This window comes from Hyphomicrobium sp., assembly GCF_019753045.1.
GTDB lineage: Bacteria > Pseudomonadota > Alphaproteobacteria > Rhizobiales > Hyphomicrobiaceae > Hyphomicrobium_B.
The window spans coordinates 164,209-187,563 of the sequence record NZ_JAIELN010000008.1 but is presented as its reverse complement, the minus strand read 5'-3'; the positions used below and the strand labels follow the sequence as shown (position 1 = coordinate 187,563).

The following is a 23,355-nucleotide window of genomic DNA, read 5'->3' as shown; positions in this document are numbered from 1 at the left end:
GAAGCCACAAGCCCGCGCGGGCGGCCGGCTCGCCTCTCGGCGAGTCGCCCGCGCCAACCGTTAAGCTATTTCCTTCGCGGGCCAGCCGTTGATCGTCAGCTCGCCGTCACGGACTGACACCTGCACCGTGTCACCATCCTTGACGCCACCCGCGAGGATCTGCTCGGCGAGCGGGTCCTGCACGTTGCGCTGAATGACGCGCTTCAAGGGCCGCGCGCCATACGCCGGATCGTAGCCGCGGTTGGCGAGCCACGTCTTGGCTTGCTCGTCGAGCTCGATCTTGATCTTGCGATCGCTCAAGAGCTTCTGCAGACGCGCGATCTGGATGTCGACGATCTTCGTCATCTCGCTCCGCTGCAAACGGTGGAACAGGATGATGTCGTCGAGACGGTTCAGGAACTCGGGCCTGAACTTCGTCCGCACTTCCGCCATCACTTCTTCGCGCACGGCTTCGGTGTCCTCGCCTTCCTTCTGGTTGACGAGATATTCCGCGCCGATGTTCGACGTCAGCACGATAAGCGTGTTCTTGAAGTCGACCGTGCGGCCCTGGCCGTCCGTCAGTCGCCCGTCGTCGAGCACCTGCAGCAGCACGTTGAACACATCCGGATGCGCCTTCTCGATCTCGTCGAAGAGGATGATCTGATACGGCCGTCGGCGCACGGCTTCCGTCAGCGCACCGCCTTCTTCGTAACCGACGTAGCCCGGAGGCGCACCGATCAAGCGCGCGACCGAATGCTTCTCCATGTACTCCGACATGTCGATGCGGATGAGCGCAGTGTCGTCGTCGAAGAGATATCCGGCGAGCGCCTTCGTCAGCTCCGTTTTACCGACGCCGGTCGGGCCTAAGAACATGAACGAGCCGATCGGCCGGTTCGGGTCTTGCAGCCCGGCGCGTGCGCGGCGAACGGCGGTCGACACGGCGACGACGGCTTCCCGCTGTCCGATGACGCGCTTCGAGAGAGCGTCCTCCATCTTGAGAAGCTTCTCGCGCTCGCCTTCGAGCATCTTATCGACAGGCACGCCCGTCCAGCGCGACACGACGGCCGCGATCTGATCCGGCGTCACCGCCTCTTCGACGAGCGCACCCTTGCCTTCCTGCTTCTCGACTTCCCCAAGCTTCTTCTCGAGCTCGGGGATGCGCCCGTAGCGAAGCTCGCCCGCGCGCGCCAGATCGCCCTTGCGCTGCGCCTGCTCAAGCGCGTTCCGCAGGTTGTCGAGTTCCTCCTTGATCTTCTGCGCCGAGCCGAGCTTCTTCTTCTCGGCCTCCCAGCGCTGCGTCATCGCCTTCGATTTTTCCTCGAGATCCGCGATCTGCTTTTCGATGCGGCCGAGACGGTCCTTCGAAGCCGCATCGGTTTCCTTCTTCAAGGCTTCGCGTTCGATCAGCAGCTGCATCAGATCGCGATCGATCGCATCGAGTTCCTCGGGCTTGGAATCGACCTGCATCCGGAGACGCGACGCGGCTTCGTCGACAAGGTCGATCGCCTTGTCCGGCAGGAAGCGGTCCGTGATGTAGCGGTTCGACAGCGTTGCTGCAGAGACCAGCGCGCTATCGGTGATGCGCACGCCGTGATGCAGCTCGTACTTCTCCTTCAAGCCGCGCAGGATCGAAATCGTATCCTCGACCGTCGGCTCCGAGACGAAGATCGGCTGGAAGCGCCGCGCTAAGGCAGCGTCCTTCTCGATGTGCTTGCGGTATTCCTCGAGCGTGGTCGCGCCGACGCAGTGCAATTCACCGCGGGCGAGAGCCGGCTTCAACAGGTTGCCCGCATCCATCGAGCCCTCGGTCTTGCCGGCACCGACGATGGTGTGCAGCTCGTCGATGAAGAGAATGATGTTGCCGCCTTCGGCCTCGACCTCGGACAGAACGGCTTTCAAACGCTCCTCGAACTCGCCACGATATTTGGCGCCTGCAATCAGCGCGCCCATATCGAGCGAGAGAAGCCGCTTGTTCTTCAAGCTCTCGGGCACGTCGCCCTTGACGATGCGCTGCGCCAAGCCTTCGGCGATGGCCGTTTTACCGACGCCGGGTTCGCCGATCAGGACGGGATTGTTCTTCGTGCGCCGCGACAGCACTTGGATAGTGCGGCGGATCTCTTCGTCGCGTCCGATGACGGGATCGAGCTTGCCGGTCGCAGCCGCTTCGGTCAGATCGCGCGAATAGCGCTTCAAGGCATCATAAGCCTGTTCGGCAGACGCCGTGTCGGCCGTGCGGCCCTTGCGGATGTCGTTGATCGCGCCATTGAGCTTCTCGGCCGTGACGCCCGCGTCGCGCAGGATCTTACCGGCGTCCGTCGTGACATCGGAGGCCAGCGCGAGCAGCAGCCGCTCGGCCGTGACGAATTTGTCGCTCGCCTTGTCGGCAAGTTTCTCGGCGGAATCGAAAAGCCGCGCCATCTCCGGCGATACGTAGACCTGGCCGGAACCGCCGGTCACCTTCGGCTTTTTGGCGAGATCGGCCTCGACTTCGCGTAGCGCCTTCCGCGAATCTCCGGCCGACCGCTGAATGAGACCGCTTGCGAGACCCTCCGGATCGTCGAGCAGCACTTTCAAGAGATGAGCAGGGGTGACCTGTTGATGATTTTCACGAAGCGCCAGCGACTGGGCTGCCTGAACGAAGCCCTTGGCGCGGTCCGTGTACCGTTCAAAATTCATGTCGCGTTCTCCAGCGCATTCTCACCACCCCATAAGGCCCGGAAAGAATGCCATGCGATTTGATATATATCATCCAGGTACGGACAAAGACCCAATGGTAGGCATCCCCACCGCCCCGTATGATAAACGCGATATAGGCGCGGGCGGCGCCGGAAAAAGGGGCTGGGAAGGCAAACCCGAGGGAATATTCGCGGCATGGCAAAGGTTGGTCCCGCAAGGATTGAAGCTCTTTATCGCTACCCGGTTAAGGGTTTGATGCCGGAACCGCTCGAAAGCGTTCCTTTGACCCCTATGCAGACCTTGCCCTTCGACCGTGCATACGCAATCGAAAACGGACCCGGCCCCTTCGACCCGGAGAACCCGCGCCATCTCTCGAAGATCCACTTCGTCATGCTGATGAAGAACGAGGAACTGGCGACGCTTCGCACAGAATTCGACGACCAGACATCGACGCTCGTTATCGCTAAGGCTGGCATCGAGATCGCCCGCGGCGACCTGCGCACGGAAGACGGCCGCCGCCGGATCGAAGATGCCATTGCGCGGGTCGTCACCTCCGGCCTTCGGGGCCCGCCGCGGATCGTCTCGAGCCCCGGCCACAGCTTTTCAGATATCGCCGCCAAGTGCGTGCACATCGTCAATCGCGAAAGCGTCCAAGCGCTCGGCGCGATGCTCGGCACCACCATCGATGTCCGCCGCTTCCGTCCCAATCTCGTGATCGGCGGTCTCGCGCCTTGGAGCGAACTCGATCTCGTCGGCAAAAAACTCCGCGGGCGCAGCGGCACGGTGCTTCAGGTTTTCAAGCGCACCGAACGCTGCGCCGCGACCAACGTCGATCCCGAAACGGGCGTCCGCGATTTGAAAATTCCCTCGTTCCTTTCGAAGACACTCGGACACAGCGATTTCGGCGTTTACGCTCGCGTCGTTGATGGCGGCCACGTCCAGACCGGCGACGAGTTCGAAATCATCGACGGATAGAGAAAGCCGCCCAAAACGCATTTCGCCGGCCACGGAGACCGTGACCGGCGAAAAATGTATGCGCTGACGACCGCGTTTATTCCTGGTCTTCGTTCGCGTTCGCAGCGGCCGGCGGCGCGACCGGAGCCTCGGCGGGCTCCTCACGGCGCGGTCGGCGAACCGGACGGCGAAGGAATGCTGGTTGCTCCTGCTCGATAGAGGCCGGAGCGGCCGCTGGAGCCGGACGCTCTGCTCGTTCGGAACGTTCAGCGCGTTCAGGACGCTCGGGCCGTTCAGCACGCTCTGTCCGCTCAGGACGTTCCGCGCGTTCTACCCGTTCCGGACGCTCCGCGCGCTCAGGGCGTTCTGCGCGTTCAGCGACAGGCTGCGGCGCACCCACGACGGGCTGCGGGAAACCATTGGCGCCATCGCGATCGCCGCCGTTAGCATTGCCGTTCGGGCCCTGATAACGTTCACGGCGGCGGAAACCGCCCTCGCCCTGATTGTGATTGCCTTCGCCGCCATGCGGACGCCGGTCGTCGCGGTAGCGGTTGTCGCCGCGGTCATAGCGATCGCCGCGGAAGTCTTGGCGGTCGTTGCGATCGTTCCGGTCGTACCGCTGCTGGTCGCCCCGATCGCCGCGATTATCGTTGCGATTGTTGTTGAAGCGCTCGTGGCGCGGCTGCCGGTTTTCGTAGCGGTTCTGATTGTCGAAGTTGCGCGGCTGCTGCTGCGGGAACGACGGCTGCTGCAGATCGGGCTGCTGCCCTCCCTGGCCACCAGCCGGCGGCTGAGCGGCGAACTCGTCGCCCTCCTCTTCACCGAACTCATCGCCGTCCGAACCCTCAGGCCCAGCGAGCGAATGCGTGCGGGCGGCTCCGTTACCCATGGGGTCAACGCCGCCTTGCTGCGCCATCTGTTCGCGATAGCCGAGGATGATGCGATTATAGTGTTCCGCGTGCTGCAGGTAATTCTCAGCCAGCACCGGATCGCCCGACGACAGGGCGTCACGCGCGAGCGTTATGTACTTCTCGGCAATATGCGAGGGCGTGCCGCGGATTTTCACGTCGGGCCCCGAGCTCTCGAAACTGCGCATCAGGGGATTCTGCGATTTGCGGTTATTGTTGTTATTATTGTTGTTGTTTCGACCGCGACCGCGACGGTTCTGTTGACCTTGCCTCATGGGCTCCCGTTCATGCTTGTTGATACGTTGCCATCGGCGCACGCTGATCGGTATGCGGCGCCATGGATCCTCCGATCCAATTCAATAAGTCGATTCTAAAGCCACCACTGCCCCACGGACCTCAGTCCCGGCTCTTGCCCCACTGCCTTGGGCAAAATCGCAGTAATCCCGTTCATCAACCCTGCAAAAGATACTAGAGCCGTCCTCAAAGGAGCTTTGTCAGCACACGCGCCGAGGAAAGAAGCTCGACGCTCGACACTCAACGGACCAAGGCGTCCGAGAAAGTTTGCGCTGATGATCTGAGATGGGAAGGCCGGGTTTATCGCCGCTTCAGCGGCACGTCAGCTCCGGGCGCATCCGATCAAACTCTTCGCCTCCAATATTACCCCGGAAACACGTTTCCGCAAATAGAAATGATCGGTTAGGTTAGAGATGTATCTCCACTGCAACAGCTCGGGTATGTCCGCCGAGATCAAGGCGCCGGCCGAGGGGCCGCGCCCCGACTGCTTTAAATAGGCTTTCCACAGCATCCGCTTGGGTCGAGCCTACCTCGAGAATGATCCGTAGCGGGCTCTGCAATTCCAAGGCATTACGGGCGATCTCACGGTAAACGTCTAACCCGTCTACCCCGCCATCCAAAGCCAGGAGAGGATCGAAATCCTTCACTTCTCGCTCGAGGCCGGCAATCTCCTCTCCGCTTATATAGGGAGGGTTTGAGACGAGGAGGTCGAATGGGCCAGCACAGCCGGAGAGACCAGATGTCGCAACGAACGCGATTCGGCTGGCAACACCCAATCTCTCGGCGTTTCCCCGAGCGACATCGAGTGCGGCCAAACTGACGTCTGTCGCCACCCCCGTTGCGTCGGGAAGTTCGGCCAGCAGCGTCGAAATCAGAATGCCCGAGCCCGTACCGACGTCGGCAATTCTAAGCGGCCGCCCCGAAAGCCCGCTCGACTTCACGACGTCGAGGGCGAGTTCGATGACGGCCTCGGTGTCGGGCCTTGGATCGAGAACGTCCGGCGTCACGGTGAACATCCGGCCATAGAATTCGCGTCGCCCGAGAATACGCGAAACAGGCTCGTGCGCGAGCCGGCGATTGGCGCCCGCGCTGACGATCTCTGCGGCAGTTCCCAAGGGCCGTGAGGATGCCGAGAGCAGCTGCGCGCCATCGATCCCGAGCAAACCCTGCAGCAGAAAACGCGCATCGCGTTGCGGGCTTTCGAGACCTTCCTCGGTGAATGCGCGCGTCATTGTCGCCAAAGCGTCGGCGACACTCTGCTCTGGCCGCAGGCGCAAGGAAGTCGGCATGTTACGCCGCGCTCAGTTCCGCAAGCATCGTCGCCTGATGATCGGTCACGAGCGCGTCGATCAAGGCATCGAGCCCACCGCCCGCAATGATCTCATCGAGATTGTAGAGCGTCAGGTTGATCCGGTGATCGGTGACCCGGCCCTGCGGAAAATTGTAGGTCCTGATCCGCTGCGAACGATCGCCCGAGCCGACTTGCGATTTGCGTGCGTCGGAACGCTCGTTTGCAGCCTTCTCGCGTTCGAGTTCGTAAACGCGCGCCTTGAGAACGGCCATGGCCAGCCGGCGATTCTGATGCTGCGATTTTTCCGCGGACACGACGATGATGCCCGTCGGCAAATGCGTGATGCGGACGGCGCTTTCCGTCTTGTTGACGTGCTGACCGCCGGCGCCGCCAGCCCGCATCGTATCGATGCGGATGTCTTCCGGCTTGATGTCGATATCGATGTCTTCGGCTTCCGGCATGATCGCGACAGTTGCAGCCGACGTATGAATGCGCCCGCTCGCTTCCGTCGCCGGAACGCGCTGCACCCGATGCACACCGGATTCGAACTTCAGTCGCGCAAACACGCCCTGCCCCGTGATCGAGGCGATGATTTCCTTGTAGCCGCCGAGATCGTTCTCGGACGCCGAAATGATTTCCGTCTTCCAGCCCTTGAGGTCGGCATAGCGCGTGTACATGCGGAACAGATCCGCCGCGAACAGCGCCGCTTCATCGCCGCCCGTTCCTGCCCGGACTTCAAGAATCGCGCTTTTCTCGTCCGCCGCATCTTTCGGCAGGAGCGCGATGCGAAGCTGCTGCTCGAGACCCGTGATGCGTTCGGCAAGCTCGGCGCGCTCCGCATAGGCGAGATCGACCATGTCCTTGTCGGCGCTCGGATCGCGAATGAGCTGCTCGAGGTCTTTGTTCTCCGCCTCCGCTTTGCGCAGCGAGTCGATCTGCGCCACGACCGGGCTCAGCTCCGAGAATTCCTTGGTCAATTTCACGTAGTCGGCTTGTGACACGCCATGGTTCAGCTGATCCTGAATGGCGATCCAGCGTTCGGAAAGACGGTCGAGTTTTTCGCGCGGCAGTGCTGACATGTGTTCGATGAGTTTCGCCGGTGGGGCTTAAATGTGGGCTTTGATGACAGGCCGCGAAAGAGCCGCGGGGCGCTCTGAGCGCGAAGGTCGCGCATCAGCCGGGCGTATCTAATACGAACCGCTGCCAATCCGCAATTTGTCCCCCCGCCGCGACCGGGGATCCTCGACCTCGATATAGCGCATGCCGTCTCGGATGGGGCCGTAATGTTCCTGAAAATAGCTGCTGGCCCAGCGCACGGCCGACCCGAACGGCTTTGAGACGGTTTCAAAAATAGACGAATGCAACGTAAGGAGCATCAGGCCGAGCGGCAGCGATACGGCGTAAAGCGCCCGCTGCGGCCGTCGCCGGAACTGATTGAGCGCTTCTTGCGGCAGCCGCTTGGCGCCGTTCGCAATCGCCGAACCGGCGCGCATGAAGTTCGCCGCCTGCACGCCGCCGCCTTGCCGGCCGGCCGGCCTGTCCCTCGGAGGGCTCGCCGGGTTGCTTGGTAGCGAGCGCGGCTCGGACCGTGGCAATGGCTGCGAATACGGAAACTGCTGCGCCTGGGCCCGGGGCGGTGAATACGCCTGCGCCTGAACGTGAGCCGGCGGATAATCGCTGGCGGCGGGGAGGCTCTGAACCGGTGCGAAACTGGAAAGATAGGAGATCAGCTGACCGATGGCGTTCAGCGCCGGGCGGCCGTTGATGCCCGCCATGGACGTATAGGTCATGACGATCGCAGAGGTGTCGGCCCAGTCCGGCAAGTATTCGACATGGCCGGTCTCGAGCGCTTCGATGACCTCCGGGCGAACCTGCAGGTACTCCGCCGCCTGCGGCAGTGTCAGCCGCAATGCCCGTCTGAGATCGATGAAGAATTGCCCGATAAGCGCGCGGCTTTCAGCGATCTGCTGGTGTTGAGCCGAATCCATGCGCGCCGCGACCGGCCGCGCATACTCATAACCCCCGACCGGAACGGTCTGCTCAAAGCCACGACGCATACAACATTCCGGCATCACGCGCCGGCCCCCAACGTTAAGCATACTCTTGGCTAAAAAATGCTTGTTTGTCAAAGCCCGAGCGCAAAAATGAGCGATGTTCGTTAACCGTCGATCGCGACGCGCTCCTTTTCCGCGAATTGCTGCAAGGACATGCGGACGTCTTTCGCACCTTCTTTCAAAAGTCCGTCGACGAATGTGCTCGCCTTGGCGGCATCGAGCGACAGCACCATCGCCTTGATCGGACCGATGGAAGCCGGCGCCATCGACAATGACCGGAAGCCGAGCGCGATGAGCGTCATCGCCTCGAGCGCACTTCCCGCCATCTCGCCGCAGAGCGTAACCGGCACGTTGTAGCTGTTCGCCGCCGTGACGAGCGCTCTGAGCGCCCTGAGCGGTGCGGGCGCCAGTACGTCGAAGCGGCTCGCGACGCGGGCATTCGTACGGTCGGAAGCAAACAGGAACTGCATCAGATCGTTGGAACCGACCGACACGAAATCGACCCGGGTCAGGAAAGCGTCGAGCTCGAACAGCAGCGCCGGAACCTCGAACATCGCACCGACGAGCACCTTCTCCGGCAGCGGATGCCCGTGCTCGGTCAGGAACGCCTTTTCCCGCTCGATCAGCGCCCGGATGGCCCCGAGTTCATAGCTCGCAGACACCATCGGGATCATGACGCGAAGCTCGCGCCCGGCAGCCGCCTTGAGCAGCGCGCGGATCTGAAGCCGGAAAAGCTCAGGCCGGTCGAGAGCCATCCGAATCGCGCGCCAGCCCATGGCCGGATTTTCTTCCTTCGGCTGGCGAAGGTACGGAAGCACCTTGTCGCCGCCGACGTCGAGCGTGCGGAATACGACGGGCTTGCCGCCGGCTTCGTCGATCACCGCACGGTAAAGCTGCGTCTGCCGGTCGAGGCGCGGAAACGCCTCCGACAGCATGAACTGGAGCTCGGTACGATAGAGGCCGATCCCGTCGGCGCCCGATTCATCGAGATGAGGCAGGTCGACCAGAAGGCCGGCGTTCATCATCAAGCTGATCGGAATTCCGTCCTTGGTGATTGCCGGGCGGTCGCGCAACGACTGAAAGCGCTTCTGCCGGCGCGCCCGGAACCGCACCTTATCGGAATATGCAGAAATGAGTTCGCCTGTCGGGCGAAGGTGAACCTCGCCCGTGACGGCATCGACGATCGCCGCATCTCCCGCGTACACCCTGTCGACGATGCCGGTCGCCTGCCCGATCGCAGCAATCCCGAGCGCTTTCGCGACGACCGCGACATGGCTCTGGCTCGACCCGTCTTCGACGACGAGCCCCCTCAGGCGGCTTCGATCGTAATCGAGCAGCTCCGCAGGCCCCATCGTGCGCGCAACGAGGATCGTATCGGGCGGAAGCCCGCCGTCGTCCTCGGAACTTTTGAGACGTCCCGCAAGGACGCGCAGCAGCCGGTCGGAGAGGTCGTCGAGATCGCGCTGGCGCTCCCGCCAGTACGTATCGTGCTGGCGCAGCATGCGCGTGCGCATGGCGTTTTGAACGCGCTCGACGGCCGCCTCCGCCGTCAAACCGCCTTCGACAGCTTCGCGCAAACGGCGATGCCAGCCCTTGTCATGCGCGAACATGCGGTAGGCTTCGAGCACATCGCGATGCTCGCCGACGTTCGACAGATGCTCCTGCTCGAACATTTCGTCGATATTTTTTTGCAGCTTGTCGAGAGCGAGATCCAGACGCTCGACTTCGATAGCGGGATTTTCCGCCAGCAGCTGCGTGACGACGATGCGCGGCTCGTGCAGCACGACATGGCCGAGCGCGATCCCGTCGGACAGCGGCTCGCCTTCGATCACACCCGGCTGCGAGCGCGATGCTTCGATGGACGCGACTGTACCCGCGACCGCGCCTGAAACGAGGTTCTCCGCGATTACCATCGCGGTCGCCTGCAGCACCTCGACGTCCTCGTCGGAATATTCCCTTGGCGTCCGGTTCTGAATGACGAGCACGCCGAGGACTTGCCCCGAACGCGAAATCGGCACGGCCAGGAGGGAGTGATAAATCTCTTCGCCCGTCTCCGGCCGGTAGGAGAACGCCGGATGGTTCGAAGCCTCCGGCTCGTTCACCGTCACGCCGAGCTCCGACGCGCGGCCGACCAGGCCTTCGCCGCGCTTCAGACGGGTTGTATGGACAGAATCGGGGTTGAGGCCTTCAGACGCGAAAAGCTCGAGCGAGCCGTCCTGACGCTTCAGATAGATCGAGCAGACCTCGGCAACCATGACGCCGGCGATCTGGCGGACGATACGGTCGAGCTTCTCCTGCCCCTCGCCGCCATCGGCCATGATCTCGCGCAAATGGCGCATGATCACCCGGAGCGAGGTTTCGCTCGGTAGGGGTCTCGGATCGTCGCGCCGCGCTATCATAACCTTGCCAACCGTCCCGCCGGCAGACTGCTGCCGCAGATTGTTTCATATCCGCAAAGAGACGGGGCTTGGAAGAGCGCCCGTCTAATCGTTGTCGAGCCCGTAGGCGGAATGTAATGCGCGAACGGCAAGCTCCGCATACGCCGCTTCGATCAATACACTGACTTTGATCTCAGACGTCGAAATGGCGTGAATGTTGATGCCCTTCTCCGAGAGCACCTTGAACATCTGCGCCGCCACGCCCGCGTGGCTGCGCATCCCGACGCCGATAACCGAAATTTTCACGATGTCGGCTGAGCTCTTGATGTCGAAATGGCCGATGTCGGCCTTCGCCTTCTTCAAGACGTCGATCGCGCGCGTAAGCTCGGCCGCCTGAACGGTAAACGTCATGTCCGTATGCTTGCCGTCGGCGCCGACGTTCTGGACGATCATGTCGACGTTGATGTTCGCGTCCGCGAGCGGCCCGAAAATCCGAGCGGCGACGCCCGGCTTATCGTCAACCTTGAGCAGAGTAACCTTGGCTTCGTCCTTCGCATAGGCGATGCCGCTCACGACTTGCTGTTCCACGATCTCATCCTCGTCGCATACGATAGTGCCGATATCTTCGATATTGTCGGGGCTGAAGGCCTTCATGCCGTCGGGCGCGACAAAGCTCGAGAGAACACGCGTTCTCACTTTGTAGACCATCGCCAGCTCGACGGAACGGGTCTGCAAGACCTTCGATCCGAGGGACGCCATCTCGAGCATTTCTTCATACGAGATCTTGGCGAGGCGCCTTGCCTTCGGAACGATGCGTGGGTCCGTCGTATAGACGCCGTCGACGTCGGTATAAATGTCGCATACGTCCGCTTCGAGCGCGACGGCAATCGCAACGGCGCTCGTATCGGAGCCGCCGCGGCCGAGCGTCGAAATCCGCTTCTCGAGCGGCTCGATTCCCTGGAAGCCGGTAACGACCGCGATTTCGCCACCCTCGATGGCCTTTTTGATCTGAGCGCCCGGAATTTCCGTGATGCGCGCCGTGCCGTGCGCGGCATTCGTCTTCACGGGGACTTGCCAGCCCGTCCACGAGCGCGCCCTGAGGCCCATGCCCTGAAGCGTGATCGCAAGAAGGCCTGCCGTCACTTGCTCGCCGGTTGCGACCACGGCGTCGTATTCCCGGGCGTCGTAAAGGGGAGACGCATCCTTGACCCAGGCGACGAGCTGGTTCGTCACCCCCGACATGGCCGAAACGACGACGGCAACCTTATTGCCGGCATCGATCTCGCGCTTCACGTGGCGAGCGACATTTTGAATCCGTTCGATATTGGCGACGGAGGTACCGCCAAATTTCATGACTACCGTCGCCATCGGCGAAGCGCTTTCCCTGAGCAAACCCGCTCGGACCCGGATAGGGGCCAAACGCGTAATGAGATTTGGATTGAGTCCGGCGCTTCTTAACCGCTCACGCGCCCCCCTGCAACTGCCCTGGGCCCGGCAAGATCGGACAATCGCTTGACAATATGCGCGCCCGGCTCACGAGTAGGGCTCAAGACCGGAGAGGATAATGACCGCACCGCAACAATCTGGAGCCCCAAGATCTGGAACCGCCGACCGAACGCTCGATAGCGAAGAGGTTGAGCGTTTTTCTCGCCTCGCAAGCGAATGGTGGAACCCCACGGGGAAATTCCGCCCCCTTCACCAGATCGGCCCCCCACGCCTCTCGTTCATCCGCGATTCGGCGGTGGCACAGTTCGGCCGCGACGCCAAAGCCCTGAGGCCGCTGTCCGGCCTGACGGCGATCGATATCGGCTGCGGTGGCGGCCTCGTCGCCGAACCCTTAGCCCGTATGGGCGCAACCGTAACCGCCATCGATCCCTCGGAACGCAACATCGCGATCGCGAAGTCGCACGCCGAACCGCAGGGCCTGGCAATCGATTACCGCGCAGCCCGCGTCGAAGACCTCGTCGCCGAAGGCCGCTCGTTCGATATCGTCGCATGTCTCGAAGTCGTCGAGCACGTTCCGGACCCCGCGAAGTTCATGGCCGAATGCGCGGCCTTGGTCGCGCCCGGTGGCATCGCGGTTTTCTCGACACTCAACCGGACGCTCAAGGCCTGGGCTCTCGCGATCGTCGGCGCTGAGTATGTCCTCGGCTGGCTGCCGCGCGGCACCCATCAATGGGACCGCTTCATCACGCCCGAAGAACTCGGGCAATATGTCAGGGCGGCCGGCCTGACCGACACGCACTTCGAAGGCATCACGTATAATCCGCTGCAGGACGTGTGGACCCGAAACCCCGATACCGGCGTCAATTATCTGATGTCGGCACGGAAGCTACACCCAGCCTGATCGGGCAAGTAACGGCGTTGAGCACGGCGCAGCTTCTTGAGGGGACGGGCATGTTTCCAATCGGCGACGACGACTCGACGGTACTCAACACTCCCGTCGTCAACTACGCGCTGATAGTGGCCAACATCCTCGTCTTTTTGGTCGAACTCAGCGTCGGCGACGCGTTCGTCGAAAAGTGGGCGTTCATTCCAAGCCACTTCAGTCAAAGCCCGGCCACGGAATGGCCCACGATCTTCACCGCCATGTTCATGCACGGCGGCTGGATGCACCTCTTCGGCAACATGCTCTATCTCTATATCTTCGGCGATAACGTCGAGGACAACTTCGGCCCGGCAAAATATCTCGCCTTCTATTTGACCGCCGGCATCGCCGCGACGTTCGCCCAATACGTCTTCAATACAGGCTCAAGCATTCCGAACGTCGGTGCGTCAGGCGCAATTGCAGGCGTGCTCGGTGCCTACATTCTGATGTTTCCAAAATCACGCGTGGACGTGCTCGTCGTTCGCCAGGTCATCTCGATGCCGGCGGTGGTCGTTATCGGCTTCTGGATCGTCCTGCAGCTCTTCAGCGGCGTCGGCTCCGTTGCGGAGACCGAGACGGCCGACACCGGAGGCATCGCGTACATGGCCCACGTCGGCGGCTTTGCTGCAGGTTTCGCAATCGCCTTGCTGTTCAGAAAGCGCGGCGGTCCCTCGCAAACGGCGTGACGTTTCGGAGAAAAGCGAACGAGCCGGAACGAGGTTCCAGCTCGCTCGAGACTTTCAAAGCATTTGAAATCTAGAGACGCGTTACTGCTTCCGCAAAGCCCGCTCGCGCATCGGTTTCAAAACCAAGAGCGCGAGAACAGCCGCCAGGATATTCATTCCCGCCGCCGCGTAGAACACGGCGTGCCAGCTTCCCGTCGATTGCGTCAGGATGCTGGAGAACGGCACGAGTAGCGCGGCAGTTCCCTTCGCCGTGTAGAGAAGACCGGCATTCGCCGTCGCGAATTTCGAGCCGAACGTATCGCCGCACGTCGCGGGGAAGAGGCTGTAGATTTCACCCCACGCGAAGAACACGAGACCCGTCAACAGCACGAACATGATCGGATCATGCCCGTAGTGGCCGAGCGCGAGAATGCCGACGCCCTCGATGCCGAAGGCGATGAACATCGTCTGCTCACGTCCGATCTTATCCGAGACCCAACCAAAGAACGGCCGCGTCACGCCGTTGAGAATGCGATCGAGAGAGAGCGCAAACGTCAACGCCGGCAGCGTAATGCCGAGAAGCGACACCGGGACGTCCGCAACCTTGAAGTCTTTTGCGATCGGCGCGAGCTGCGCCGTGGCCATCAAGCCGCCGGCCGCCATCATCACGAACATCGCATACATGACCCAGAAAATCGGCGACTTCAGCATCTCCGTCGGTGCGAACGACCGGCGCGCCGAGACGAGCGTCACTGGCCGGGCCGCGAGCACTTCCTTCGATGGCGACTTGAGAAGGAACGACGCAATCACGATGACGACGGATTGCAAAATCCCGAAATAGAGAAACGCCGCTTCGTACCCGTCGGCGGCAATGACCTTAGAGATCGGAATGATCGTCAGCGCAGATCCCATTCCAAAGCCCGCGGCCGTCACACCCGCCGCAAGGCCGCGCCGGTCTGGAAACCATTTGAGAGCGTTTCCAACACACGTGCCGTAAACCGCGCCCGCGCCGACGCCGCCGATCGCCTGTGCGACGTAGAGCATCATGAGCGAGTTCGCATAAGAGTTCATCGCCCACGAAATGCCGACCATGAGACCGCCGAACAGCACGAGCGGCCGCGGTCCGAACCTGTCTTCGAGATAGCCTTCGAAGGGGATGAGCCACGTTTCCGTCAACACGAAAATGGTGAAGGCCCATTGGATAGCCGCCATTTCCCAACCGAACTTGGTGGCTATCGGATTGACGAAGAGCGTCCAACCGTATTGCAGGTTAGCGATCATGGTCATGCACAGCACGCCAAGAAGCAGCTGCAGCCAGCGCTTCGACGACTGGGCGGCAAAGCTCGAGGTGGGAGCACTGGACTCCGCTTGAATTGTCATAAGTACGGGCCTTCCCTCAGGCTTGTAATTCTTTTTGATTTCGCACTAAAAAGCGCTCCGCACATAAATCGTGAATTATCACGCTCGACAAGTGGAGCGTTGACGCGAACCGGCGACAAAGTTTTCTGCGCTGCGCAACACGTGAAGGACTAAGTTAAATGAGAATTTGTGTCGTCGGTGCAGGCGGTATCGGCGGACTGCTAGCCGCGCGCCTCGCGCAGTCTGGCGAAGAAGTTACGGTCATCGCTCGCGGGCCACATCTCGCCGCGATCCGTGCGAATGGGCTGAAGCTGATCGAAGAGAATGGCCGCGAAAACGTCTCTCGCATCGCTGCGACAGACAAAATCGCGGATGTGTCTGAACAGGATCTGGTTATACTCGGCATGAAGGCACATCAGGTCGCAGCCGTCGTTCGCGATCTTTCCGCGATGTATGGTCGCGACACCGCCGTGCTCACCGCACAGAACGGAATTCCCTGGTGGTATTTCTTGCGCGTCAGCGGGCCGCACGAAGGCCGCCGCCTCGAAAGTGTCGATCCCGGCGGCATCATCGCCGACAACCTGCCGGCAGAGCGTGTGCTCGGCAGCGTGGTTTATCCGGCTGCCGAGATAACCGAGCCCGGCGTCATTAAGCATATCGAAGGCAACCGATTCTCGATCGCCGAAATCGACAATTCGAAAACTGAACGCATAGTGCGTATTTCCGAGGCACTGCAGAAGGCGGGCTTCAAGGCGCCTGTCGCGGGTGATATCCGCGCCGAGATCTGGACCAAGCTCTGGGGCAATCTGAGCTTCAATCCGATCAGCGCCCTCACGCATGCTACGCTTGAGGATATCTGCAAATTCCAGCCGACGCGGGACGCGGCGGCCCGCCTCATGCGCGAAGCCCAATCCGTCGGCGAGGCTCTCGGCGTTCGCTTCCGCATTCCGTTGGAGAAACGCATTGCGGGCGCTGAGGCCGTCGGCCCGCACAAAACGTCGATGCTTCAGGATATCGAGGCAGGCCGCGGCATCGAAGCCGATGCGCTGATTGGCTCAGTCATCGAACTGGGCCAGATCGCAAACGTCCCGACCCCGCAAATCGAGACGGTTTACGCCTGCGTGAAGCTGCTTGCAGCCACGCTGGCACGCGACGGTGGCCGCCTGAGAATCGAAAAAGCCTGAGTTGAAAAAGTCTAACGACGCCTACAAATGGCGAGGCATCGGAAACACGAGCAACAAATGACAACGAGCACGACACTTCACGACCTTCTCAAAGCGGGCGACGACCAAGCCCCGGCGATCCGAGCTTCGGGCACCGAACCGCTGACGTATGCGGGCTTTCGCACGCTCGTTTTGCGCACGATCGCTCGCCTCAATGAGTTTGGGATAGGCCGCGGAGACCGCGTCGCAATCGTGCTTCCGAATGGCCCTGAAATGGCAACGGCATTCGTTGCCACCGCATCTGCCGCGACCGCCGCGCCGCTCAACCCCGCATATCGTGCCGACGAGTTCGACTTCTACATGTCGGACATCAACACGAAGGCGCTCATCGTCGAGGAAGGCAGCACATCGCCCGCGGTCGGCGTTGCTGAAAAGCGTGGCATCACCATCATCACGCTGAAGCCCGATCCCGCGCACGGCGCGGGCGCCTTCACGCTTTCGACAACTGCCGCCCACCGCGAACAGCCTGCACGGCCTGGCCCGGCAGATAGCGACGATACCGCACTGATCCTCCACACGTCCGGCACCACGTCTCGTCCCAAGATCGTGCCCCTGACGCACGGGAACGTCGCAGCATCCGCTTCGAACATCGCGACCGCCTTGAACCTCACGGCCGATGATCGCGCGCTCAACATCATGCCGCTCTTCCACATCCACGGCCTCATCGCAGGCGTGCTTGCGCCGTTGTCACGTGGCGGCTCGATCTTCTGCACGCCCGGCTTCAATGCCCTCAAATTCTTCTTGGCAATGGAAGAGGCCGCGCCGACTTGGTACACGGCAGTCCCGACCATGCATCAGGCGATCGTCGGCCGCGCCAGCCACAATCGCGAAACGATTGCGCGTCATAAGCTGCGCTTCATTCGCTCGTCGTCATCGTCACTGCCGCCGCAAGTCATCACCGAGCTCGAAGCCGCATTCGGCGCGCCCGTCGTCGAAGCGTACGGCATGACCGAAGCGTCGCACCAAATGGCGTCGAACCCTATCGGTGGCGTCAGGAAGCCTGGCACCGTCGGCATCGCCGCCGGACCCGAGGTCGCCATCATGGACCCAGAGGGCAATTTGCTTAAAGCCGGCGAAGTCGGCGAGATCGTCATCCGCGGCGACAACGTCACCGCTGGCTACGAGAACAATGACAAGGCGAACGGCGAAGCCTTCACCAACAGCTGGTTCCGCACCGGCGACCAGGGCACGATCGATGCCGACGGCTACATCACGATCACGGGCCGCCTGAAAGAGATCATCAATCGCGGCGGCGAGAAGGTATCACCGCGCGAGGTCGACGAAGTTCTGATGGACCATCCCGCCGTCCTGCAGGTCGTCACATTTGCCGTGCCGCACGACAAGCTCGGCGAGGACGTCGCCGCTGCGGTTGTTCTCAGGGAAGGCCAGGAAGCAACCGAACGCGAGCTGCGTGATTTCGCCGGCGAGCGCTTGGCGAACTACAAGGTGCCGCGCAAGATTCTGCTTTTGCCGGAAATTCCGAAAGGCGCGACGGGCAAGCTTCAGCGCATCGGCCTGGCGCAGAAGCTCGGCCTCGCCTGAGGCGAGCGCACAAGCTGACGATAAAAAACGCGCCCAGCTGACAGCCGGGCGCGTTTTTTATAACAGAAATGATCGAAGAGACTTAGCGATCGGTCGATTCGAGCTGACGGCTCATCGCAAGCGCCAGCAGCGTTACCACGGCGCCCGAGAGCAGGTACCCACCCGCCGCCATCAGACCGAACTTGCTCGACAGATAAAGCGCGACGAACGGTGCAAACCCAGCGCCGACGAGCCAAGCAAGGTCCGTCGTCAACGCCGATCCGGTGTAGCGATAAGCCTTCGAGAAGTTCGACGCCACCGCGCCCGACGACTGCCCGAACGACAGGCCGAGCAGAATGAAGCCGGACACCATGAAGATGATTTCGCCAACGTCGCCGCCGTTGAGAAGCTGCGGCGCGAACCCGCTGAACGCGGCGATGGCCGCCGCCGTCGCCGACAGCAGATTTCTACGGCCGACGCGATCAGCCACATATCCCGAGAGCACGATAGTGACGAGACCGACGACAGCGCCAATCAGCTCGATGACAAGAAAGCGCGACGGACTCTGGTCCGTGTAGAGGAAGACCCACGAAAGCGGGAACACCGTGACCATGTGAAAGAGCGCGAAGCTCGCGAGGGGCGCGAACGCACCGACGACGACGTGCACGCCCTCGGCGCGGATCGTCTCGCCGATAGGCTTCGGCTCGAGTTCACGGTGCTCGAAGTGCTCCGTGTATTCCGGCGTCACCACCATGCGAAGCCGTGCGAAGAGCGCAACGACGTTGATCGCGAAGGCAACGAAGAACGGATAGCGCCAGCCCCAACCGAGGAAATCTTCCGACGACAGGTTCGATGCAAAATAGGCGAAAAGTGCAGCTGCGACGATCAAGCCGAGCGGCGCGCCAAGTTGCGGAATCATCGCGTACCAGCCGCGCCGCTTTGCAGGCGCGTTGAGCGCCAGCAGAGCGGGAAGACCATCCCATTCGCCGCCGAGGGCAAGGCCCTGGCCGATGCGGAAAGCCGCGAGAAGAAACGCCGATGCCCAGCCGATCTGTTCGTAGCCGGGAAGAAACGCGATCGCGACGGTCGAACTGCCGAGAAGGAACAGCGTGATGGTCAGCTTCACGCCCTTACCGTAGGCGCGATCGATACCCATGAAGATGACGGTGCCGATCGGACGCGCCACGAAAGCGAGCGCGAAGATCGCGAAGGAATAAAGCGTGCCGGTCAGCGCATCGAGATGCGGAAAGACGAGCTTCGGAAAAACGAGGACCGACGCGATGGCGTAGACGAAGAAGTCGAAAAACTCCGAGGTCCGGCCGATGATGACCCCGATGGCGATCTCGCCGGGATTAACATCGCCGTGACGCGCATTCAGAATTCTCGCGTCCCGTTCGAACGTGGCTGAGGCTCCACTCATCGGCCGTAATTGCTCCTTGAACCATGCCCAGCTCTGCGCGCAAAGCGTCCGCGAGCCTCTTCGTAGCTTCTTGTCCCGGTCCCAACCGCGAGGGCATTGGGCAAATTGTCCAATGTGCCGGATGCCGCAGCGCCTCTAGCGAGCGCCATTCGCCTTTCCCCATCAGGACGTTGCCCGGCGAGACTTAGGTTCGGCATGTGTTGGAGGACGGGCTGCTCTACGCAGATCGTCCGGCGGCGTGACACGCGCTCCCGCGACTTGCGTGAGCTTGTAGGGGCCGCTCGGACCCCTGGAAAAAATCATCACCCTATTTTCCGGACGCACGTTTTCCGGTTCCGGGCCCACCCGTGCCGGGAATAGGCGGCGCCGGACCGAGCTGATAGCCGGCCGGCCCATCTTTCAAAAACTCTCGGTGATGAGAATTTGGCCGATCGATCGGGACGACCGGCGTCGTCTTGTAAGACTTCTCGGCTTCTCTCTGGATCCGAAGGCTTTCGGGCTCCGCATCCGCATAAGCGATCGTGCTGAACGCGCCGGGCCCGAGAATAGCGACCACGGCCGCAATGCAGCCGCTGAGGTATGGCATTGGCATCCTGAAGCTCCTCAGCTCTCGGAAGCACTCCCCCGCCGCGGACTCAAAATATGCCGGATCGCGTCAAATTCCAGACTATTCGGCCAATCCGCAAATGCTCTATGTTAGATGATCGTAGATCTGCGACGCGCCGATGCGGAACCAAGTTCAAAACCTTATTCACGAAAGATCAACCACTTTTCGACATTTAGCTGCCAACTCACTGAAAAATCGTATTAAGTTTCCATCATACTCAGCTCAAACAATTTGCATTCTTGATGCTCCATGTCAAAACTCACTGATCCACCCGACGGTAGCGACAGACCTCCGGTGAGCTATCCGGTCATGCTGACGCTACTCTGTGCCGTCCTAGTCGGCCTTGCCACCTGGACCATCTTCCTCGTCCGCTGACGCCGGTCCCGGCCAGCCTTGCAGCCTGATCCGGATTCCCCATGTGAATGAGGCGGATCGGCCCCTGCGTGACGATGAGTTATGAGGCAAAAATGAAAAAACCAATCCTTGCTGTAGCGGCGACGCTGGTAGTTGTCGCGCCTGTCTGGGCGCAGACAGCATCAGGTCAGACGTCCGGCGGATCGGGCGTGATCATCCGCACACCGCCGAGCACCGTAAATAGCGGCGGCGATCGAAATGTCGGCTCGCCTGGCCCGACCTATCCGGAGCGGCTGAGAAACTACACCAATCCGTCGATTTATAACACGCGGCCCGGCGGCGTCCCAAGTAGTGGTGGCGGCGGCCAGCGTCGTTAGCCGCATGACTTTCGCAAAGAATACGCGAAGCGCTTTCTTAGCTTGAATTCTTGATTTGAATTTCTGATTTTTCTGAATTGCTCGTCGCGATAAAATAGATCAGCGAACGAACTATTGCGAACGATGATGTATTCTGAAAAGTCGCCCTCGCCTTAGCCGTTCATTAAGTTCGCGGAGGCGACGCTGTTTAAGAGCAGCGGCGCCGGGTGCAAGGTAGCCGCGACTTTTACGCTGGTGAAGTAGAGCGTGTGATACTCGCGCGTTCGGATTCCGAGGCTAAAGCATGGATACCACCGCCGCATCGGCTCTGGCCATCGATCTGGCGCGTTTCCAGTTCGCATTCACTATCTCGTTCCACATCATCTTCCCCGCACTCACGATCGGGCTCGCAAGCTACCTCGTGGTATTGGAAGGTCTATGGCTGTGGACTGAGCAAGCCAAATACCGCCAACTCTACCAATATTGGGTGAAGGTATTTGCAATCGCTTTTGCTATGGGCGTCGTGTCGGGCATCGTCATGGCGTACCAGTTCGGAACCAACTGGAGCGTATTCTCGACCTTTGCCGGCCCGATCACTGGCCCCCTCCTAGCGTATGAGGTTCTCACCGCATTCTTCTTGGAAGCTGGCTTCCTCGGCGTCATGCTTTTCGGCTGGCAAAAAGTCGGCCCAGGCATTCATTTCTTTGCGACCATCATGGTCGCCGCTGGAACGTTGATTTCGGCAACTTGGATTCTCGCGTCCAACAGTTGGATGCAAACGCCGGCAGGCTTCACTGTAGTCAATGATCAGGTCGTTCCCACCGATTGGCTGAAAGTCGTCTTCAATCCATCATTCCCATACCGGCTCGCGCATATGACGGTCGCGGCCTACTTGGCGACGGGGCTCCTCGTCGGCGCAGCTGCCGCATGGCATATTCTGAGCGGCCGATCGACGCCCGCCATACGCACGATGTTCCTGATGGCGATAGGGCTCGTTTTGGTTCTGACGCCTATCCAGATATTCATCGGCGATCAGCACGGCCTCAACACGCTTGAATACCAGCCGGCCAAGGTGGCGGCGATCGAAGGCCATTGGGTGAGCGTTCCCGGCGAGAGTATCCCTCTCATACTGTTCGGTTGGCCGAACATGGCTGAGGAGAAAACGATGTACGCTGTCGAAGTCCCATATCTCGGCAGCCTGATCCTGACCCATAAGCTCTACGGCGAGATCCCGGGACTGAAGCAATTTCCGCCGGATGATCGACCGAATGCGACGGTGGCTTTCTGGACATTCCGCCTCATGGTTGGGCTCGGCGTCCTCATGCTCGCGCTCGGCCTTTGGGGCCTGTGGCTGTGGTGGAAGTCCGCGTTGTACACATCGAGATCCTTCCTGCGTTTTGCGTTGTGGATGGGACCGGCGGGACTGCTTGCCATCCTCGCCGGTTGGATAACGACCGAGATGGGGCGCCAGCCTTGGGTCGTCTACAATGTGATGCGCACGGCGGTCGGCGCATCGAACCATTCCGTTCTCCAGCTCTCGATCTCGCTGATCGTATTCATCGTCTTGTATTGCCTCGTCTTCGGCGTGGGCATCGCCTACATGCTGAAAATCGTTGCGCGAGGTCCGGACGAAGGCGCGGGCCCGGCCGCCGGCCCCATCGATGATCCGTTCCGTCGTCCCGCCCGCCCGATTTCCGGAGCCGACAACGTTGTTCCATCAGCGCCAGGGAATTGACAGCCATGGGCATTGATCTTCCGCTCATCTGGGCACTGATCATCGGCTTCGGCCTGATGATGTACGTCATCATGGATGGCTTCGATCTGGGTGTCGGAATCCTCTTCCCGTTCGTGCCCGCCCGCTCCGATCGCGATTTGATGGTGAACTCCGTCGCGCCGATATGGGACGGCAATGAGACGTGGCTGGTGCTCGGCGGCGCAGGTCTCCTCGCAGCCTTTCCCGTCGCCTATTCGGTCGTTCTGACCGCCCTTTACCTCCCGATCATCGCGATGCTCGCCGGCCTCATTCTTCGTGGCGTCGCCTTCGAATTCCGTTTGAGTGCCGAACGGACGCCAAGACACACGTGGGATACGTTGTTCGCCTTTGGCTCCTACCTCGCAACCTTTTCGCAAGGTGTCGTCCTCGGCACGTTCATCAGGGGTTTCCCGGTAACGAACCGCGCCTACACCGGAGGGCCGTTCGACTGGCTGACGCCATTCAGCATCTTTACGGGACTGGCCTTGCTCTTCGCCTACGCGCTTCTCGGAGCAACATGGCTGATCATCAAGACCGAGGGCCCACTACAGGAGCGCATGCGCGTGCTCGCGCGCCCGATCGTCATCACCCTCTTCGTGGCGATCGTCATCGTCAGCATCTGGACGCCCATTGAGCACCGGGCGATAGCCGAACGCTGGTTCTCGTTCCCCAACATCATCCTATTTTCGCCGGTGCCTGTACTCGTCGTCTTGGCGACGCTCGCATTGCTATGGGCAGTACAGCGAGACTCTCACGCCCTGCCGTTTGTGCTCGCGCTGGTGTTGATCTTCCTAGGCTATAGCGGCTTGGTCATCAGCCTCTGGCCGAACATCCTTCCGCCGTCGATTTCGATCTGGGATGCGGCATCGCCCCCACAAAGCCTTGGCTTCACGCTCGTTGGAGCGCTCTTCATCATTCCCTTCATCCTCGTGTACACGGCTTGGGCCTACAGCGTGTTTCGCGGGAAGGTGAGAGCCGGCGAGGGCTACCATTGACGCCGGGCGCTCCGCGCGGGCAGCCGGCGCGCGGCACGCGCATCGCCCGCACCAAAGATGCCGAAATGGAGAAGCCCTCGTGGCTGCGCCGCATCGGCTGGCTCGTGCTGATCTACGCCGCAGGCGTCATCACCGTCGGTGTCGCCGCTGTTCTTATTCGAATGCTCATGTCGGCCGCCGGCATGACCGTGCCACACTGA

General features: G+C 61.2%; 20 protein-coding genes. 10 read left to right on the top strand and 10 right to left on the bottom strand.

Going from position 1 to position 23,355, the window contains the following annotated elements; translation table 11 throughout:
- Positions 1-60: 60 nt before the first annotated feature.
- Entirely contained in the window at positions 61-2,655 is a 2,595-nt protein-coding gene (gene clpB, locus K2Q04_RS10970; RefSeq protein ID WP_291163238.1) for an ATP-dependent chaperone ClpB, read from the bottom strand.
- A gap of 195 nt (positions 2,656-2,850) precedes the next feature.
- Between clpB and K2Q04_RS10965 the strand changes: the two genes are divergently transcribed.
- Positions 2,851-3,630, top strand: coding sequence for an MOSC domain-containing protein (locus tag K2Q04_RS10965; protein WP_291163235.1), 780 nt, complete (start codon positions 2,851-2,853; stop codon positions 3,628-3,630).
- 76 nt (positions 3,631-3,706) lie between these two features.
- Here the strand turns inward: K2Q04_RS10965 and K2Q04_RS10960 are convergent, their stop codons facing one another.
- The 6 genes from K2Q04_RS10960 to K2Q04_RS10935 all read right to left on the bottom strand — a co-directional run bounded on the left by K2Q04_RS10960 (position 3,707) and on the right by K2Q04_RS10935 (position 11,902).
- Positions 3,707-4,792 (bottom strand): DUF4167 domain-containing protein, encoded by a 1,086-nt coding sequence (locus K2Q04_RS10960; RefSeq protein WP_291163233.1) that lies wholly within the window; start codon positions 4,790-4,792, stop codon positions 3,707-3,709.
- Positions 4,793-5,218: 426 nt separating this feature from the next.
- On the bottom strand, positions 5,219-6,100 hold the full coding sequence (gene prmC, locus K2Q04_RS10955; RefSeq protein ID WP_291163230.1) for a peptide chain release factor N(5)-glutamine methyltransferase: 882 nt from the start codon (positions 6,098-6,100) through the stop codon (positions 5,219-5,221).
- Between the two features lies 1 nt (position 6,101).
- Positions 6,102-7,181: a peptide chain release factor 1 gene (gene prfA, locus K2Q04_RS10950; RefSeq protein WP_291163227.1), complete on the bottom strand. Its 1,080-nt coding sequence runs from the start codon at positions 7,179-7,181 to the stop codon at positions 6,102-6,104.
- 108 nt (positions 7,182-7,289) lie between these two features.
- Positions 7,290-8,159 (bottom strand): helix-turn-helix domain-containing protein, encoded by an 870-nt coding sequence (locus K2Q04_RS10945; RefSeq protein ID WP_291163224.1) that lies wholly within the window; start codon positions 8,157-8,159, stop codon positions 7,290-7,292.
- A gap of 101 nt (positions 8,160-8,260) precedes the next feature.
- Positions 8,261-10,555 carry a phosphoenolpyruvate--protein phosphotransferase gene (gene ptsP, locus K2Q04_RS10940; protein WP_291163221.1) on the bottom strand — a complete coding sequence of 765 codons (2,295 nt, stop codon included), beginning with the start codon at positions 10,553-10,555 and terminating at the stop codon, positions 8,261-8,263.
- Positions 10,556-10,639: 84 nt separating this feature from the next.
- Positions 10,640-11,902, bottom strand: coding sequence for an aspartate kinase (locus K2Q04_RS10935; protein ID WP_291163219.1), 1,263 nt, complete (start codon positions 11,900-11,902; stop codon positions 10,640-10,642).
- Between the two features lie 196 nt (positions 11,903-12,098).
- Between K2Q04_RS10935 and ubiG the strand changes: the two genes are divergently transcribed.
- Both ubiG and K2Q04_RS10925 read left to right on the top strand, forming a co-directional pair.
- Positions 12,099-12,881, top strand: a complete 783-nt coding sequence (ubiG, locus tag K2Q04_RS10930; RefSeq protein ID WP_291163217.1) for a bifunctional 2-polyprenyl-6-hydroxyphenol methylase/3-demethylubiquinol 3-O-methyltransferase UbiG — start codon at positions 12,099-12,101, stop codon at positions 12,879-12,881.
- A gap of 50 nt (positions 12,882-12,931) precedes the next feature.
- The gene (locus tag K2Q04_RS10925; protein ID WP_291163214.1) at positions 12,932-13,588 is read left to right on the top strand and encodes a rhomboid family intramembrane serine protease; all 657 of its coding nucleotides are present in this window, start codon (positions 12,932-12,934) and stop codon (positions 13,586-13,588) included.
- Between the two features lie 81 nt (positions 13,589-13,669).
- On the opposite strand, the gene oxlT is transcribed toward K2Q04_RS10925, so the two are convergent.
- The gene (oxlT, locus tag K2Q04_RS10920) at positions 13,670-14,947 is read right to left on the bottom strand and encodes an oxalate/formate MFS antiporter (RefSeq protein ID WP_291163211.1); all 1,278 of its coding nucleotides are present in this window, start codon (positions 14,945-14,947) and stop codon (positions 13,670-13,672) included.
- Positions 14,948-15,105: 158 nt separating this feature from the next.
- Between oxlT and K2Q04_RS10915 the strand changes: the two genes are divergently transcribed.
- Together K2Q04_RS10915 and K2Q04_RS10910 are read left to right on the top strand one after the other, a co-directional pair.
- Positions 15,106-16,110: a 2-dehydropantoate 2-reductase gene (locus tag K2Q04_RS10915; RefSeq protein WP_291163207.1), complete on the top strand. Its 1,005-nt coding sequence runs from the start codon at positions 15,106-15,108 to the stop codon at positions 16,108-16,110.
- A gap of 57 nt (positions 16,111-16,167) precedes the next feature.
- The gene (locus K2Q04_RS10910) at positions 16,168-17,691 is read left to right on the top strand and encodes an acyl--CoA ligase (RefSeq protein WP_291163204.1); all 1,524 of its coding nucleotides are present in this window, start codon (positions 16,168-16,170) and stop codon (positions 17,689-17,691) included.
- Between the two features lie 82 nt (positions 17,692-17,773).
- On the opposite strand, the gene K2Q04_RS10905 is transcribed toward K2Q04_RS10910, so the two are convergent.
- On the bottom strand, positions 17,774-19,090 hold the full coding sequence (locus K2Q04_RS10905) for an MFS transporter (protein WP_291163201.1): 1,317 nt from the start codon (positions 19,088-19,090) through the stop codon (positions 17,774-17,776).
- A gap of 307 nt (positions 19,091-19,397) precedes the next feature.
- Entirely contained in the window at positions 19,398-19,682 is a 285-nt protein-coding gene (locus K2Q04_RS10900) for a hypothetical protein (RefSeq protein WP_291163199.1), read from the bottom strand.
- A 264-nt stretch (positions 19,683-19,946) separates the two neighbouring features.
- Between K2Q04_RS10900 and K2Q04_RS10895 the strand changes: the two genes are divergently transcribed.
- The 5 genes from K2Q04_RS10895 to K2Q04_RS10875 all read left to right on the top strand — a co-directional run bounded on the left by K2Q04_RS10895 (position 19,947) and on the right by K2Q04_RS10875 (position 23,355).
- On the top strand, positions 19,947-20,072 hold the full coding sequence (locus tag K2Q04_RS10895) for a hypothetical protein (RefSeq protein WP_280140589.1): 126 nt from the start codon (positions 19,947-19,949) through the stop codon (positions 20,070-20,072).
- A gap of 92 nt (positions 20,073-20,164) precedes the next feature.
- Complete coding sequence (locus K2Q04_RS10890) at positions 20,165-20,428, top strand: hypothetical protein (RefSeq protein WP_291163194.1); 264 nt, start codon at positions 20,165-20,167, stop codon at positions 20,426-20,428.
- A gap of 283 nt (positions 20,429-20,711) precedes the next feature.
- On the top strand, positions 20,712-22,142 hold the full coding sequence (locus K2Q04_RS10885; RefSeq protein WP_291163192.1) for a cytochrome ubiquinol oxidase subunit I: 1,431 nt from the start codon (positions 20,712-20,714) through the stop codon (positions 22,140-22,142).
- 5 nt (positions 22,143-22,147) lie between these two features.
- Positions 22,148-23,155 carry a cytochrome d ubiquinol oxidase subunit II gene (cydB, locus tag K2Q04_RS10880; RefSeq protein WP_291163189.1) on the top strand — a complete coding sequence of 336 codons (1,008 nt, stop codon included), beginning with the start codon at positions 22,148-22,150 and terminating at the stop codon, positions 23,153-23,155.
- Positions 23,152-23,355, top strand: a complete 204-nt coding sequence (locus K2Q04_RS10875) for a DUF2474 domain-containing protein (RefSeq protein ID WP_291163186.1) — start codon at positions 23,152-23,154, stop codon at positions 23,353-23,355. Before cydB ends, K2Q04_RS10875 begins: the two co-directional genes overlap by 4 nt.

Bases quoted from the DNA above. Each gene is read 5' to 3' on its own strand.
- prmC (WP_291163230.1), bottom strand. From the start codon at position 6,100: ATGCCGACTTCCTTGCGCCTGCGGCCAGAGCAGAGTGTCGCCGACGCT.
- prfA (WP_291163227.1), bottom strand. From the start codon at position 7,181: ATGTCAGCACTGCCGCGCGAAAAACTCGACCGTCTTTCCGAACGCTGG.
- K2Q04_RS10960 (WP_291163233.1), bottom strand. From the start codon at position 4,792: ATGAGGCAAGGTCAACAGAACCGTCGCGGTCGCGGTCGAAACAACAAC.
- K2Q04_RS10925 (WP_291163214.1), top strand. From the start codon at position 12,932: ATGTTTCCAATCGGCGACGACGACTCGACGGTACTCAACACTCCCGTC.
- oxlT (WP_291163211.1), bottom strand. From the start codon at position 14,947: ATGACAATTCAAGCGGAGTCCAGTGCTCCCACCTCGAGCTTTGCCGCC.
- K2Q04_RS10885 (WP_291163192.1), top strand. From the start codon at position 20,712: ATGGATACCACCGCCGCATCGGCTCTGGCCATCGATCTGGCGCGTTTC.
- K2Q04_RS10890 (WP_291163194.1), top strand. From the start codon at position 20,165: ATGAAAAAACCAATCCTTGCTGTAGCGGCGACGCTGGTAGTTGTCGCG.
- K2Q04_RS10895 (WP_280140589.1), top strand. From the start codon at position 19,947: ATGTCAAAACTCACTGATCCACCCGACGGTAGCGACAGACCTCCGGTG.
- K2Q04_RS10915 (WP_291163207.1), top strand. From the start codon at position 15,106: ATGAGAATTTGTGTCGTCGGTGCAGGCGGTATCGGCGGACTGCTAGCC.
- K2Q04_RS10935 (WP_291163219.1), bottom strand. From the start codon at position 11,902: ATGGCGACGGTAGTCATGAAATTTGGCGGTACCTCCGTCGCCAATATC.
- cydB (WP_291163189.1), top strand. From the start codon at position 22,148: ATGGGCATTGATCTTCCGCTCATCTGGGCACTGATCATCGGCTTCGGC.
- K2Q04_RS10905 (WP_291163201.1), bottom strand. From the start codon at position 19,090: ATGAGTGGAGCCTCAGCCACGTTCGAACGGGACGCGAGAATTCTGAAT.
- K2Q04_RS10910 (WP_291163204.1), top strand. From the start codon at position 16,168: ATGACAACGAGCACGACACTTCACGACCTTCTCAAAGCGGGCGACGAC.
- K2Q04_RS10965 (WP_291163235.1), top strand. From the start codon at position 2,851: ATGGCAAAGGTTGGTCCCGCAAGGATTGAAGCTCTTTATCGCTACCCG.
- ubiG (WP_291163217.1), top strand. From the start codon at position 12,099: ATGACCGCACCGCAACAATCTGGAGCCCCAAGATCTGGAACCGCCGAC.
- K2Q04_RS10900 (WP_291163199.1), bottom strand. From the start codon at position 19,682: ATGCCAATGCCATACCTCAGCGGCTGCATTGCGGCCGTGGTCGCTATT.
- ptsP (WP_291163221.1), bottom strand. From the start codon at position 10,555: ATGATAGCGCGGCGCGACGATCCGAGACCCCTACCGAGCGAAACCTCG.
- K2Q04_RS10945 (WP_291163224.1), bottom strand. From the start codon at position 8,159: ATGCGTCGTGGCTTTGAGCAGACCGTTCCGGTCGGGGGTTATGAGTAT.
- clpB (WP_291163238.1), bottom strand. From the start codon at position 2,655: ATGAATTTTGAACGGTACACGGACCGCGCCAAGGGCTTCGTTCAGGCA.